This is a genomic window from Clostridium pasteurianum DSM 525 = ATCC 6013, from assembly GCF_000807255.1.
GTDB classification, from domain to species: Bacteria; Bacillota; Clostridia; order Clostridiales; family Clostridiaceae; genus Clostridium_I; species Clostridium_I pasteurianum.
Genome location: NZ_CP009268.1, coordinates 3,544,396 through 3,560,313 on the forward strand (window position 1 = coordinate 3,544,396; position 15,918 = coordinate 3,560,313).

A 15,918-nucleotide genomic window follows, 5' to 3' on the forward strand; every position below is an offset into this window, starting at 1 on the left:
TATATCTATAAAAAAATATTTTTTATCCTATTAAATAATTGATATACAAATTTTAACATATAAGATTAAAAAGTAATTTTATATGAATATTGGAGGTTAGCCATGAAAATAGTAATACAGAAATTTGGTGGTACTTCTGTCTCCACTGAAGAAAGAAGATTATTAGTATTAGAGAAAATACTTGATGCAAAAAAAAATGGTTATAGTCCTGTGGTAGTGGTGTCTGCCATGGGAAGAAAAGGCGATCCCTATGCTACAGATACTCTTTTATCTCTTTTAGACAAACATTTTAAAGAAAGTAACTTACAAGCAACGGATTTGCTTATGAGCTGTGGTGAAATTATAAGTACTGTAGTTATGAGTAATGAATTAAATAAAAGATGTATAGATTCTGTGCCTCTACTTGGAGGTCAATCTGGAATAATTACGGATAATAATTTTGGAAAGGCCTCAGTAATAAACGTTGACACAAAAAAACTTTTACCCATATTAAATGAAAAAAAAATCCCAGTAGTAGCTGGATTTCAAGGTATAACTGAAGATGGATATATAACCACTTTAGGAAGAGGTGGCAGTGATGTTACTGCTTGCATTTTAGGTTCTGCACTAAATGCAAACAAAATAGAAATATACACAGATGTAGATGGTATAATGACTGCTGATCCAAGAATTGTTAAAAATGCTTCATTAATAAAAGAAATAAGTTACAACGAAGTTTTTGAATTAGCCTATCAAGGAGCTAAGGTAATTCATCCTAGAGCAGTAGAAATAGCTGCAAAATCCAATATTCCTCTAGTAGTAAAAAATACTCTTAATCATTGCAGCGGTACTATAATTAACAAAGACGGTAACGAAAAATATAATTCTGTAATAACCGGTATAGCTAACATGAATAATAGAGTTCAAATTAATGTTTCATTAGCCGATAATGATGGAAATAGCAACTATTTTAATATATTAAATACGCTAGGTGAAAATAAAATAAGCATAGATTTAATAAATGTATTTCCAAATAAAAAAATTTTTACTATTAACAAAAATCAGTTTATACCCTTCAGCATAATGATGAAAAATTTAAATATAAAATACAGCTATGAAGATAACTGTAGTAAAATCGCACTTATAGGTAATGGTATAAAAGATGTACCGGGAGTTATGGCAACTATTTTAAAAACACTTACAAAGGAGGGAATAGAAATTTTACAAACTGCTGATTCCAATACAACTATATGGTGCCTTGTAAAAACCCCTTCATCAGTTGCTGCTATAAATGCACTCCATCGAGACTTTAACTTAGAGAATAAATACAATTGCATAAAAGATTAACAATAAATATTAATATCTATCTTATTTATTTCTTCCTGCATTCATCATAAAAACACTATCAAAATTGTTAGTTATAATTTTGATAGTGTTATTTATAAAAACTATTCATATTTTCTTAACTCTAATTTATATTTATCCCATAAAATATTTCTGTCATTTCCCTATCCAATGCCTTTATTATGGTTTCTTTTTTCTCTTTAGTTAAACTTTTTTCTTCCATATCAAACAAATAGTTCTCTAATTTAATATCTTTTAACTTCATCTTCGTATGGAATATATTAGATTGATATATATTCATATCAGTTAAAAGGTATCTATCTATAGTTCTGCTTGCAATAAAGTTTTGTATAGAGTTTATTTTGTGATCTATATAGTGTTTATGACCATCTACATCTCTTGTAAAGCCTCTGACCTTATAATCTATAGTAATAATATCTGAATCAAAGCTATCGATTAAATAATCTAAAGCTTTAAGTGGTGAAATGGTTCCACAGGTTGCTACATCAATATCTACTCTAAAAGTACTTATACTATTTTGCGGATGACTTTCGGGATAAGTGTGTACTGTAACATGACTCTTATCTAAATGTCCAACTAAATTTTCTCTAATGGGTGACACTATTCCCTTATTACAAGATGGATCAAGCACATATAAAGGTACTTCTTCTTCAGAAATAAGAAGTGTTACACTGGCTCCCTGCGGTTCATAATCTTGCTTTGCAATATTTAGTACACTTGCTCCTATTATTTCAGTAACATCCTTTAGAATTCCCGTTAGCCTTTCAGAATTATACTGTTCATCTACATATTCAATGTATTTTTTTCTATCCTGATCGTTTTCAGTATAACATACATCGTATATATTGAAACTAAGTGACTTTGTTAAATTATTAAATCCATACAGTTTTAATTTGTTTTTATCAATTGCCCACAATTTCCTTCACCTTTTCTTATAAAATCTATTTTAAAATTAAGGCATCTGAAATAAATAACAAGACAAAGATGCAGATAAAATGCTATTTGTTTTAGCTAATTATTTCTTTATGATGTCTAAATAAGGCTCAATAAATAACAAGCCATAATAGTATATGCACTTACTTGCCACAGGATTAAAATGCTAAAAAGAATATACATAAATACTATATTAGACTTGTCATTTCTTTTTATCCGATGACTACCATCTGTAATGCTCCCATCTTCTACAAAGTGGGAGATAACGGCTGCTATGTCCCTGGATAACGATTTCTAAGTTTCAGTGGTCATAACAAAAAACCTCCATCTGAAACAAAGAACTCTGTTTATATGCCTAATATTATCACATCTCTATATATTAAAACAATATAAATTTTTATTTTTATAGCGAAAATATTTTAGCAAAATTTAGATATCAGAAAGTTCTATTTCTACTCTTCTCATCCCAATACTGTTATTAGAAAAATCCCTTGCATTTTCACCTTCAATTACCTTACAGGGAAGTAATATATTAAATTTGCAGCCTTTATTTATATCACTTTCTAAAGTAATTTTTCCACCATGCATTTCAACTAAATGCTTAACTAATGAAAGACCTATTCCACTGCCTTCATTTTCTTTTAGAAGACCATCTTTAACCTGTGTAAATCTATCAAAGATTTTATCCTGCATATATTTCGGAATACCTATACCGCTATCTTTTATTAATATATGCATATTATTATTATTCTCATACACATAAACATTTATTTCTCCGCCTTTTGGAGTAAATTTTATAGCATTGGATAATATATTTAAAATAACTCTTTCTATTTTTTCTGCATCACAGGCCATTAACTTTTCTTCAATTTCTGTATCAAATATTATTTTAATACCTCTTTCCTCTGCAAAAGGCACAATAGAAATAGTAGTATCTTCTATAAGTTTCACAATCTCAATATTATGTAAATTCAAATCCATAAAACCCGCTTCTATTTTACTCATATCTATAAAATTATTTGATAATTTTATAAGTCTATAGCAATTTTGTTTCATGAATTTGAGATAATCCAAAGCTTTTTCTCTGTCAGATAAATCATCTTTAGCTAAATTTAATTCCACTAATTGTATACTACTAAATATGACATTTATAGGTGTCTTAAGTTCATGAGATATATTTGCTAAAAATTCCATTTTTAATTTATCAATTTCATTTGCCCTATTGATAAATTCTTCTCTATCTTTAACCTTTTCTTCAAGCATATTCATATGTTTATTAAAATTTTTACGTTCATCTTCCATGGTTATTAATATTAAAAATAATGAACAAGCTAATGATTGAATTACATAAACAGCTAAATCTAAATTAAAAATATTCTTAATTATAAAAACTATTAGGATCTCAAATATTATCTGAAGTGCGGGGAAAATAATACAGCAAATGCCTAAACACATTTTACTTATATTATTATTTTTAACCTTAACTATTAATATACCTATAAAAATATAGATGCACATAATTAATACTTTATGAATAAAAACACTTAAACTTGGAAAAAAATTTACAGAAAATATATCTAATATTGTGATAATTACTACTACATATTTATAATTTGATTTTATAGGTGCATTTATAAAATTTAATAGAGCCATTATTGCAATAAAGTTTGCTAGTAAAAAACAGAGTACCGTAATATTAGTAATTATAAAATTTAATTTTATAATATCGTCAAATATGGAAAAAATAATTGTAAATAACCCTAATATATGACTTGCTGATATTAAACCTATATATTTTTTAGGGTATATAGTATTAAATACAATACAAATAAGAGCTAGAGTTGAATAGGTAAATAGCATAATTAAAAAAAACATAATATTGTGCATTTAAAACACTTCCATAAAAAATATTTTCTACAATTTACGTCAAAATACATCTTTTTTATATTGTAACAGAATTTTTTGTTGTTTAAAACAATAAAAGTATAAATAATCTTTATATATTCTTATACTTATTCTTCTTTAGAGGATATTTCTTCTATAATAAATTTATCAAAGTCAATTTTATCTATAAAATGATTTTCATTAAATGTTGTTTTTCTTCTTCTATTATATTCTTTTACATTTGGAGGCAGCCAATAGGGTTTTGAAATGTCCATCTTATAACATAATTCTCTTATGCAAAGTTTTAAATTATCTTGATAACTTCCATCATCTGTAGAAACTACAACTTCATCTTTTACTATTTTATTATTTTTTATAACCTTTCCCCATATTCTCATGGTACTATCCTCCTCATAATTTAAATTAAATTTGTGTATTACTTTATCTTATCATTTCAATATAATCTTACATACTATTTAAAATAAATATATATTATAGATCAATATATATTTATTTTTTAATTAATTTTATATTTTAAATATTTATATGTCAAATTTGCATATAAAAATAATCTATATATATTTAACACGAAATAATACCAACAATTTCTAAATATATATAGATTATTATCTTTTTACGTTATATATGAAAAACCATATTAAATATCATAACTTAATACCTTATTTATACATATAATCTCTTGTTAAAGGTATATTAAATCCTGGCTTTTTAGGTGATTTACTTAGAAGTACTTGATATATAGATATAAGCCCTGCTCTAAAATTTATTGCACAACCAGTCATGTATAATAACCAAGCTCTATAAGTTTTATCTGAAGTAAACTCTATGGCTTTTCCTTTATTTGCCTCTAGATTCCTTACCCATTCAACTAAAGTCTTATAATAATGTTCTCTTAAACATTCTACATCACAAATTTCATAATTTTCATCTTCCATTATAGAGATTCCACCACTTATTGTGTGTAATTCTCCACCTGGGAATATGTACTTTTCAATAAATTCACTTTCATCTTTTCCAACCTTTGAATTTTTTGAATGAGTTATGCCATGATTTAAAAATAATCCATCTTCTTTTAAAAGTTCATACATTTTACCAAAGTAAATAGGAAGATTTTTTATTCCTACATGCTCAAACATACCTATACTTACTATTTTATCGTATATTCCTTCACCTTCAATATCACGATAATCCTTAAGTTCAACAAAACACTTTCCCTCTAGATTTTCATCTTTTATTTTTTGACATACATATTTGTATTGTTCTTCACTAATTGTTACTCCATGAGCTTCTACCCCATAATGTTTTGCTGCCCAAGTGATCATAAGTCCCCATCCACAGCCTACATCAAGCAATTTTTCTCCAGGTTTTAATCTTAATTTTTTACATATGTGATCTACCTTATTTTCCTGAGCTTTAGTTAAATCATCATCTTGACTTTTGTAATAAGCACAAGAATAAGTCATACTAGAACCTAAAAACAATCTATAAAAATCATTTGATATATCATAGTGATGAGATATATTTTCCTTATCTTTCTCTTTTGTATGTAAGTTTATACTTGGAAAAGATGTTCCCTTTAACAATAAAGTGACTTTATCTTTATTTGATATTTCTATATTTTCAAACTGATCTTTTAAGGTTAAAGCTTCTATTATATTTCCTTCTATATCAAAGGTCCCATCCATGAATGCCTCAGCAAAAGTCATAGTTTTAGGATTTGCCAGTATTTTTTTAAAAGTACTCTTGTCATTAAACTTCAATACAAATTCTGGTTCTTCTGTATAATTAATAGTTTCACCATTCCAAAATACTATATTAAAATTTTTCTTAGTTTGTTCAAAAATGCGTCCAACTGCCTCAAGTAAATCTTTATCTTTATTTTTCTTAGTATCGAAAGCCATTATATCCCCTCCAAAATATATAAAATAATAAAAAAATTTTTCATATGCATAAATCACATAAAAAATTCTTAAACATACTAATTATAATATTCCATTTTTTTTCATTCAAGCTAATATACCTGTAAAAAAGCCAGTAGTAAACGTTTGCTACTTTTTAATACTATACTATGATTGATTTTACTTAGATGTATAGAGTAATTCATAAAAAACAATATACAAAAATAAATATATATTAATTTTAATAATAACTTATCTTTTGTGAAATTACAATTCAATAAGCCTTCACAATATTATTATACAAAAAAACTATCTCGTAATAAATAGTATATTACGAGATAGTCTTTTAATATAATTAAATTAATTTCTCCAATGTATTTTTTTCCATATCTGCATGCAACTTAAAGTCCATTAAAACTTTCATAATAAAATCCACTGTATTTTTAGTAGCATCAGGGTCTCTGTAAAGTCTCTGCGCTTCCATTATTTCTTTTAATAATTTTCCATTTTGGTTTAATAATCTTTTTACAGAATTATTTAAATTCTTATAATCTTTACAAACCATTCCAAGCTTTTTTTGTTCAATATAATAAGAATTTTCTTCTTCCTGCCCTAAAAGCTCTCCAGTAACTATTATTGGTAAATTTGAGGCTACAGCTTCCATCAAAACATTTGGGCTGCCTCTAGTAATTAGTATGTCCACTTCTTCCATAAGTTTATTAATATTATTTACATAGCCATATACTTCTAGTCTATCACCGTACTTTTGGCTATATTTGTTTTCTAATTTATTTTTTAATATAGAATTTTTTCCTGCAACTATTTTAACATCACAATTAAAATTTTCCAGTAAAATTTCAGCAATATTTCCTAAATTACCAACACCTTCTCCTCCACTCATAAGCAGGAATTTCAAAGCGTTTTTAGGATCATTATTTATGATAGGAATTTTTCTTGTGTTATTATTATAAAATCTTGATCTTACAGGGAATTTATCTACTTTCACTTTTAGAGGATTAGCTCCAAATTCAATACATTTTTTTCTAGCTTCCATGGTTGGGGAAATGATATAGTCCGCTCTTTTATCTACCCATAAAGGTGTTATGCTTATTAAGTCCGCTATAAGAGTTATAAATGGTATATTATATCCATTTTTATATAATATATTTAATACAGGAGCATTAAAATTGGGATGTATGGATAATATCAAATCTGGTTTTTCTTGGTCTAAAACTTTTGTAAAATTTTTTGTCATAGCAGTTTCAGTAAATTTAGATAATAATTCCGGTTTCCTTAATGATATATTCCATACAGCTTTCCACAACACTCTTGCTCTTCTAGTGCAAAATCCATAGGACTTACCCACTGTATTTAATAATATTCCCTTTGTGTCAAATCCTTCAATTACTTTTACATTTGTGTCTGGAATCTCCCCAAACTCCTCCATTAATGCCTCTGCAATACTCTTATGACCACAACCTGTATTATTTGAAGATATAATTAATATATTCACAATTTTTCCCCCTTATTATCTAGAGATAACTAAAATCTTCAAAACTGTGTAAAGTTAAGTATAATATTAAATTTTTAATAATTAAATGGTAATATATTTATAATTCCACAAATTGAATTTTTCGTTCACATTTATTATGCATTAACTAATATAAAAAAGCAATAGTTCACTATTTCTATGATTTTAAAATTTTATAATTATTACAATTATTTACACTAAAATCATATTGTTAACATTTAATTATTTTTTAGCCTTTTCACATCTGATTTTTTTCCCTTTCATATTTCTATCCTTTAATTCTTCTATTACTAAAGAAGCTTTTCCATTTAATATATCAACATATGAAAAATTGTCCTGTATATCTATTATACCTATATCTTCAGCATTAACACCTTCTATGCTAGAAATAGTTCCAACAATATCTATATTTCTAATTTTTTTCTTTTTACCAGCATTTATATATATTTTAGATATATTTTTATTTAATTCAAAATTTTTTTCTCTTTTTAATTTAATAGGATTTTTAGATTTACCCTGAAAAAACTTTTTACCCATTTCAATTTCATCTATTGTTGGAATTTCTCCTAATTTTACACTTCTATTAATATATACTTCAATTTCATTTAGAAATCTTAGTTGATTGGGAGTCAAAAAACTTATGGCTTTGCCATTACTTTCAGCACGCCCAGTTCTTCCTATTCTATGAACATAATTTTCTTTTTCGAAAGGCATATCATAATTTATTACATGGGTTATATCAGCTATATCAATTCCTCTAGATGCAATATCTGTAGCTATCAAAAAAGTAAATTCCCCTCTACTGAATCTTCTAATTGCCTCCAATCTCTCCTCTTGAAGCATACCTCCATGTATAGAAATACAAGAGAATCCTCTATCCTTTAATAAATTAAATAGAGTATCTACATTATTTCTAGTGTTACAGAATATAATACTACTTTTAGGCAGCTCCTTATATATAACTTTTTGTAGTAAATCAAATTTATCTTTTCCTTCAACAATATAATAATAATCCTCTATTCTTTCAGTTATTGGCTTTTCAGAGTTTATATTTATTGTAATAGCTTCTTTCATATATTTCTTACAAAGTAAATTTACTTGCTCTGACATGGTAGCAGAAAACAGCATAGTTACTCTCTTTTCAGGTAATTTATTGATTATATTTGTAACCTGCTCTATAAATCCCATATTCATCATTTCATCAGCTTCATCAATAACTAAATATTTTATTTCTGTTAAATTTATAGTTCCTCTATCCATATGATCCAATATTCTTCCCGGTGTTCCCACTACTACATGAACTCTTTGTTTCAATTCCCTAACTTGAGATGAAAATGTTTGTTTACCAAAAATGGCAGCACATCTAACTTTTTTAAATCTTCCTATGTTAGACATATCTTCTTTAATCTGAACACACAATTCTCTTGTAGGTGTGATTACTAATGACTGTATAATATTGTTTTCTATTTGTATCTTCTCACATATTGGTATTCCAAAAGAAGCAGTCTTTCCGCTGCCCGTTTCAGATTGTACTATTATATCTTTATTCTTTAAAACTAAAGGTATTACTTCTTTCTGAACCTCAGTTGGATTTTTATAGCCCAACTTTTCTAAGGATAGTAAAATCCGCTTGCTTATATTAAATTTACAGAAATTTTCCATTATAATATTACCTCTTATTATTTTTATTTTAAAATAAAGTTTTAATTAAATGCTGTGACAATTTTTTAATTGCTTTTAAATTAAAAAGGCCAGCATCAATGCTGACCATAAACATTTTCACCAATAGAAATACTCTTTACACTATAAAATATTAATGATAATATTTCAAGATAATCTTAAAAAATAAATATTGAATATTTTAATCTATTTTTGTTTTATAACTGTTTTTGTTGATTTGTAAGTACTTCATTCATACTTCCAGTTCTATATCCAAAAAAGTCTAAAGTTACATATTTAAATCCCAACTTCTTTAATCTATCTGCAATTTTATCCATTAACTCTATACTAAAAAATTTTTCTCTTTCTTCTGGAGAAACCTCTATTCTGGCAATATCTCCATGATGTCTTACTCTAACTTGATGAAAACCTAAATCCAATAAAAATTGTTCTGAAATTTCTATCATCTTTAATTTATTCATAGTTATTTCACTTCCATAAGGAACTCTAGAGGATAGGCATGCAAAAGAAGGCTTGTTCCAAGTTCTTAAGCCCATAGACTTTGACAAATCTCTTATATCACCTTTAGATAAATTCGCCTCTTTTAAAGGACTGACTACCTCAAGTTCTCTTGCGGCTTCCATACCAGGTCTATAATCTTTAGTATCATCTAAATTTGATCCATCTAAAATTTTCTCTACATTATTCTGTTTTGCCACTTCTCTTATCTTTGTAAACAACTCTTTTTTACAAAAATAGCACCTATTTGTGGGGTTTTTTGAAAAGCCTTCAATATCTAGTTCTTCCGAGATAATAACAATATGCTTAACCCCTATTTCCTCAGCAAATTGTTTTGCCTCATTAAATTCTCTTTCAGGATAGGTAGAAGATTTTGCTGTCACTGCAATAACCTTATCTCCAAGAACATCATGAGCAACTTTTAATAAAAAGGTACTGTCAACTCCTCCTGAATATGCTATAGCTGCACTTTTAAGTTTACGTATGTTATCCTTCAACATATTTAATTTATAATCAATACTCATACCCATTCTCCTCTTTAATTTAAATCATATAAAATTACATAACAATCAAAAATACTTAATATATTTTATATCATACAATGATAAAAATATTATGAAAAGCACTTAATACGAGGTGCAATACAATATATAATATTAGTTAATTATTTCTTTAAACATGGCTTGATTACATATATTGTTAACATAATTTTATATACTACTTTATCAATTGTCAAGATAACAAATTGACAAAAATCTATACAAAGTATACAATTATTAAAGTTTTTAACAAGATAAATATATAATTATACAAGGAGAAAAAAATGGCTTCATTTAAAGAATTAGGATTAAATATTGACTTAATAAACAGCCTGCAAAAACAACATATAACTATTCCTACAAATATACAAACTAAAGTTATACCTTTGGCGTTAGAAAATAAAGATATTATAGCAAAATCTCAAACTGGTACTGGTAAAACTCTAGCCTATCTTCTTCCAATATTCCACAGGATCAATTTTGAAAAGAAAGAAATGCAGTGTATAATCCTTGTACCCACTCATGAATTGGCAATGCAGATAAATAGTGAAATAAAATTATTATCACAAAATTATTCTAGAGATATAACATCCTGCAGCATAATAGGTAATGTGAATATAGCAAGGCAAATTGAAAAATTAAAGGAAAAACCTCACATAATAGTAGGTTCTTCAGGACGTATTTTTGAGCTTATTAAAAAGAAAAAAATATCAAGTCACACTATTAAAACCATAGTTATTGATGAATGTGATAAATTACTTGACAAAAACAATATATCTAAAGTAAAAGATATAATAAAAACAACTCTGCGTGACAGACAATTAATGGCCTTTTCTGCAAGTATAAATGAAGAAACAATAAATTCAGCTTCTTCCTTAATGAAAGAACCATCAATTATAAAAATTGAAGATGAAATACTTAATACTAACGTTGAACACATGTATTTTCTATCAGATCAAAGAGAAAAATTTGAATTACTCAGAAAGATAATTGCTGCTGAGGAACCTAAAAAATCTCTAATATTTATAAACAAACCTGTTGAAATAGAATTTATAGTATCTAAACTTCAATATCATCATATAAGTTCTTATGCCTTATATGGTAATGCCAAAAAAGAAGAAAGAAAAAAAGCCTTAAACAATTTTAGAGCTGGTAAAATTCAATTTTTAGTAGCCTCCGATATTGCAGCAAGGGGATTAGATGTTAAAGATATAACTCACATATTCAACTTAGATTTACCTGAAGATCCAAAAGAATATCTTCATAGAGTTGGCAGAACCGGAAGAATGAACAAATCTGGAATAACTATCTCTATTATTACTAAAAGAGATTTACCTACTATAAAAAAATATATGAATAAATTAAATTTAAAAATTAAAGAAAAATATATATTTAAAGGAAAGATTATTGATAAAACTAAATAGCAGCTTATTTTAATTCATACTTGGAGAAAAAGACGAAACTTTTTTCAGTTAAAAGTTGATAGTGGACAATAAAAAGTGATGTTTGTTTCGTCTTTTTCCCGCATTTTTACCTTATTGATTTTACAAATCTTTCCATTCTCTTCATAGCCTCTAATATATCTTCCATAGATGAAGCATAGCAAGCTCTAATAAATCCCTCTCCACACTCTCCAAAGGCATTTCCAGGTATCACCAAAACCTTCTCTTCTTGTAAGAGTTTTTCACAGAATTCATCAGATGTCATTCCTGTACTCTTTACAGATGGAAATACATAAAATGCTCCCAGTGGTTCAAAACATTCTAATCCCATATTTTTAAAACTATTTACCATCACACGTCTTCTTCTATTATATTCACTTACCATTTCCTTTACAGATCTTTCTCCATTTTTTAATGCCTCAATAGCTGCATATTGTGCTGTAGTAGGTGAACACATTATGGCATATTGATGTATTTTTTTCATAGCATTTATCAGTATTTTATTTCCACATACATAACCAAGCCTCCATCCAGTCATGGCATAGGCCTTTGAAAAACCATTTATTACTATAGTCTTATCCCTTATTTCTTTGAAGCTAGCTATGGATACATGCTTATTCTCATAGGTTAACTCAGAATATATTTCATCAGATATGATTATTATATCCTTGTCTTTTAGAACTTCCACAATTGATTTTAATTCACTTTCTGTCATAGTAGCACCTGTTGGGTTATTAGGGAAAGGCATTATAACTACCTTAGTTCTTTCTGTTATGGCTTTTTCAAGAAGCTCTGGAGTTAATTTAAATTTATCTTCCGCTCTAAGATTTAATATTTTAGGAGTTGCTCCAGTAAAGGCAGTGCATCCTTTATATGCAACAAAACTAGGTTCTGGTATTATAACTTCATCTCCAGGTCCCACTAAAGCCCTCAAAGCTATATCTATCCCTTCACTACCTCCCACAGTCACAATAATTTCATCTGGATTATAGTCTAGGCTGTATTTATTTCTCAATGAATTTGATATTTCTCTTCTTAAATCCATAAAGCCAGCATTTGAAGAATAATGTGTATGACCTTGCTCTAAAGAATATATTCCTGCTTCAACCACATTCCAGGGTGTAACGAAGTCAGGTTCTCCTATTCCAAGGGATATGGCATCTTCCATCTCATTTACCATATCAAAATATTTTCTTATACCTGACGGAGGCATATTTCTTACATTTTTTCGTATCATATTTTCAAGCATCATATAAATAACCCCTCTCTATCATCCTTTGGTTTATCCCTAAAAATAGTACCTTTGTCTTTATATTTTTTAAGTACAAAATGGGTAGATGTGCTTAGTACGTATTCTTGTACTGCTAATTTTTCCGCAACAAATAAAGCCACTTCTTTCATAGTCTTACCTTCTATTATAACTGTAAGATCAAATCCCCCAGACATTAGATAACAAGATTTTACTTCTGGAAATTTATATATTCTCTCAGCAACTTTATCGAATCCCTCACCTCTTTGAGGAGTTATTTTTACTTCTATTAATGCAAGCACTTCTTCTTTAGTTGTTTTTTCCCAATTAATCAATGCAGTATATCCTGCAATAGTATTATTATCTTCATATTTTTTAATGACCTCTTTTACTTCCTCTAAACTTTTACCAGTCATTTTCGCTATTTCTTCCTCTGTGTACTTGCAATTTTTTTCTAAAATCTCTAGAATTTCTTCCATAAAATTTCTCTCCTTAATATATCTCGTGTACAAGGTATTTAAAGCCCCTTGTCATGGCAATTTATACATAGACTATATGTAAATAATGTACTCTATACTTTTTCATATAAATTTCCTCTTAATATTTCCAATTGTTGTTTTAGTTTCTTATTTTCAAATTCTAATTCTTTAATTTTTTTATCTTTAGCCATTATAATAATATCTTTTGACTTATCGGTCTTATCATATTTAAGTTTTTGTTTTATAACTTTTTCAGTTTGTTTATCTCTAAGCTTTTCGATTCTTTGTTTAACTTCTTCATTTTTATACATAAAAGTTTTAGATACTCCACTTAAATTAGACACACTATTAAAATTAATTTTTTCTCCTTTTAATGAAAGTTCTCTAATGGCTTTATCAACTTTTTCTAAAGTCACTTCTGTTTTTTGTTTTGCGTATTCTTTCAACCCTTTAGTATTATCTGCCATTATAAATCCTCCCTTGATTTACCATTCTTATGAACTAATTTATGTTCTCTAACTTTTTCTAATGTTTTCTCCAGTATATCTAAATAATGCTCATTCTTTTCAGCCCATAATTCTCTACGACATCTATTACTTACTTCTATTTGAGTTCTTACCTTCTGTATCTCTTCCTCATATTCAGGAATATTTTCAGTAGTAGTACAAAAGCTGCCACAGTTTAAACAATGATTCATTTGCTGCCTACATGGAGATTTAGTAGGCTTAAAACATATTCCGAAAGGAACTCTAACAGCATCTAAATTTTTTTTAACATATTCATATCGTATAAGGCTTTCGCCTTTGTCTGACGATAACTCTATTTTTTCAAGTTTATTGGTTTTAGTATCAACCTTAAATAATTCTAAGTCCTCAGTATTCTTCCATTTCTCGTAGAGAGTATTTTCACTTACAGTTGCATAATATACTGTCATTTGCAAGCTTTGATGTCCTAATATTTGTTGTATAATACTTATACCCATACCTTGTTCTACATATTCTTTAGCTCTTGTATGTCTTAATGAATGAAGTCTAAAATGATATAATTCACCATTAACATCTCTAATATCTTTTTGTTCAATAAGTCTTTTAATTGTAAGCAATAAAGAATGTTTCGCCAATGGGTTTCCTTTTAATTTACCTTCATAAGTATTAAATAAATATTTTTTAAAGTTGTTTTCTTCCGTACTCAATTCTTTGGCCTTATTAATACATTTTTGAACCATCTCAGCCACCTTATCCCTAATCGGGATTTTAAGGAGTGCTATACCCGTCTTTGTTATTTCTCCACAAAGATAATAATTGTAATTTTCTTCTTTGTTATTCCATATTTTCTCTAAACAATTGTTATATCTAAGATTCAATATATCAGTGCCACGCCATCCTGTTTCCCTAAGTAAAATATAAATAGGTATGTATTGTGGTCTATCTAAAGCCATAATATTATTATCTAATTGTTTTAATATAGGTTCTGGAACAAATTTAGCTTTCTTAACTTCATCCTTATTTAGTTCTCTTTTAGGAATATCACCTTGAAATATTAAAAATGCTACTTCCTTTTTAGGAGCTTTATCATATTGAGCCATTTGTATATATTCTAAAAATGTTCTTATATAAGATACAAATTTACATCTATAAGTTGGATTTTTGTATCTATAATCATTACCTAACCAATATAAATAATTCTCTATATCTTTTCTTGATAAATGTTCTATAAATCCATCAATATATCCATTAGAATAAAACTTATTTAAAAAGTAATTTAAATTATTTAAAATCTGACAACAATGATTCCAACTTTTTTTTGTAATAATAGTTTTGAAATATTTTTTTATAGTTTCTCTATAATAAATAGGAATAGTACTAAAATTAAGTTGATTATTTACTCCATTATTAGCTCCACTTGCAGGAATTTTAGCACCATTAATATTTTTTGAATACCATATATCTTTTTCAGTTTCTTCTCTGTCATCATAGAAATCTTTGATGAAATCTAGAATAGAAGGTAAACCTTTCATTTCTTGTGAAGTCATTACATTATTAATCAACAAATAATTGTTAAATTTTAGACTAAAAGATTCTTTATCAATAGAATTAAAAGTTTCAAGAAACTTATAGTATTTATTTATAAAGACAGAAAAATGTTTAAATGTATTTCCTAACTTTACAATATAAGTATTCTTCAACAGGTTATTTTTAAAGTTGTAAGTAATATAATATTTAATTTCATTTTTAATATATTGATTTTTAAACTTATCAAAATCAATATATCTTACAGCATAGATTTTCTTCCCTACAAAGAATTTTTCAGTTAAATCCCATTTGTCATTATTTATCCAATATTCATTGTCTTGTTTCAAATACTCAATTATTTCACCATATTTATTCTGTTGATTACTTCTAATTTCTTGTATTTTCACA

13 protein-coding genes are annotated in these 15,918 nt (G+C 27.1%); 2 read left to right on the forward strand and 11 right to left on the reverse strand.

Annotated features, from left to right (window positions below; genetic code table 11):
• The first annotated feature begins 102 nt into the window (after positions 1-102).
• The gene (dapG, locus tag CLPA_RS16000; RefSeq protein ID WP_003446857.1) at positions 103-1,326 is read left to right on the forward strand and encodes an aspartate kinase; all 1,224 of its coding nucleotides are present in this window, start codon (positions 103-105) and stop codon (positions 1,324-1,326) included.
• Positions 1,327-1,447: 121 nt separating this feature from the next.
• On the opposite strand, the gene speD is transcribed toward dapG, so the two are convergent.
• The 7 genes from speD to larE all read right to left on the reverse strand — a co-directional run bounded on the left by speD (position 1,448) and on the right by larE (position 10,313).
• A complete protein-coding gene (gene speD, locus CLPA_RS16005; RefSeq protein WP_003446859.1) occupies positions 1,448-2,260 on the reverse strand; it encodes an adenosylmethionine decarboxylase in 813 nt (270 codons plus the stop codon).
• A 446-nt stretch (positions 2,261-2,706) separates the two neighbouring features.
• Positions 2,707-4,137, reverse strand: a complete 1,431-nt coding sequence (locus CLPA_RS16010) for a sensor histidine kinase (protein ID WP_236900353.1) — start codon at positions 4,135-4,137, stop codon at positions 2,707-2,709.
• 152 nt (positions 4,138-4,289) lie between these two features.
• Complete coding sequence (locus CLPA_RS16015; protein WP_003446864.1) at positions 4,290-4,559, reverse strand: hypothetical protein; 270 nt, start codon at positions 4,557-4,559, stop codon at positions 4,290-4,292.
• A gap of 282 nt (positions 4,560-4,841) precedes the next feature.
• Positions 4,842-6,083: an SAM-dependent methyltransferase gene (locus tag CLPA_RS16020; protein ID WP_003446865.1), complete on the reverse strand. Its 1,242-nt coding sequence runs from the start codon at positions 6,081-6,083 to the stop codon at positions 4,842-4,844.
• Between the two features lie 352 nt (positions 6,084-6,435).
• Positions 6,436-7,593 (reverse strand): MGDG synthase family glycosyltransferase, encoded by a 1,158-nt coding sequence (locus CLPA_RS16025; RefSeq protein ID WP_003446866.1) that lies wholly within the window; start codon positions 7,591-7,593, stop codon positions 6,436-6,438.
• A 240-nt stretch (positions 7,594-7,833) separates the two neighbouring features.
• On the reverse strand, positions 7,834-9,273 hold the full coding sequence (locus CLPA_RS16030; protein WP_003446867.1) for a DEAD/DEAH box helicase: 1,440 nt from the start codon (positions 9,271-9,273) through the stop codon (positions 7,834-7,836).
• A gap of 215 nt (positions 9,274-9,488) precedes the next feature.
• Positions 9,489-10,313: an ATP-dependent sacrificial sulfur transferase LarE gene (gene larE, locus CLPA_RS16035; protein ID WP_003446868.1), complete on the reverse strand. Its 825-nt coding sequence runs from the start codon at positions 10,311-10,313 to the stop codon at positions 9,489-9,491.
• Positions 10,314-10,612: 299 nt separating this feature from the next.
• Between larE and CLPA_RS16040 the strand changes: the two genes are divergently transcribed.
• On the forward strand, positions 10,613-11,752 hold the full coding sequence (locus tag CLPA_RS16040) for a DEAD/DEAH box helicase (protein ID WP_003446869.1): 1,140 nt from the start codon (positions 10,613-10,615) through the stop codon (positions 11,750-11,752).
• 106 nt (positions 11,753-11,858) lie between these two features.
• On the opposite strand, the gene CLPA_RS16045 is transcribed toward CLPA_RS16040, so the two are convergent.
• From CLPA_RS16045 to CLPA_RS16060, 4 genes are all read right to left on the reverse strand, one after another.
• Entirely contained in the window at positions 11,859-13,022 is a 1,164-nt protein-coding gene (locus CLPA_RS16045) for an aminotransferase class I/II-fold pyridoxal phosphate-dependent enzyme (RefSeq protein WP_003446870.1), read from the reverse strand.
• Complete coding sequence (locus CLPA_RS16050; protein WP_003446871.1) at positions 13,019-13,498, reverse strand: Lrp/AsnC family transcriptional regulator; 480 nt, start codon at positions 13,496-13,498, stop codon at positions 13,019-13,021. Before CLPA_RS16050 ends, CLPA_RS16045 begins: the two co-directional genes overlap by 4 nt.
• A gap of 92 nt (positions 13,499-13,590) precedes the next feature.
• Entirely contained in the window at positions 13,591-13,965 is a 375-nt protein-coding gene (locus tag CLPA_RS16055) for a DUF6262 family protein (RefSeq protein ID WP_003448280.1), read from the reverse strand.
• Positions 13,965-15,917, reverse strand: coding sequence for a tyrosine-type recombinase/integrase (locus CLPA_RS16060; protein WP_003448281.1), 1,953 nt, complete (start codon positions 15,915-15,917; stop codon positions 13,965-13,967). Before CLPA_RS16060 ends, CLPA_RS16055 begins: the two co-directional genes overlap by 1 nt.
• Between the last annotated feature and the right edge of the window lies 1 nt (position 15,918).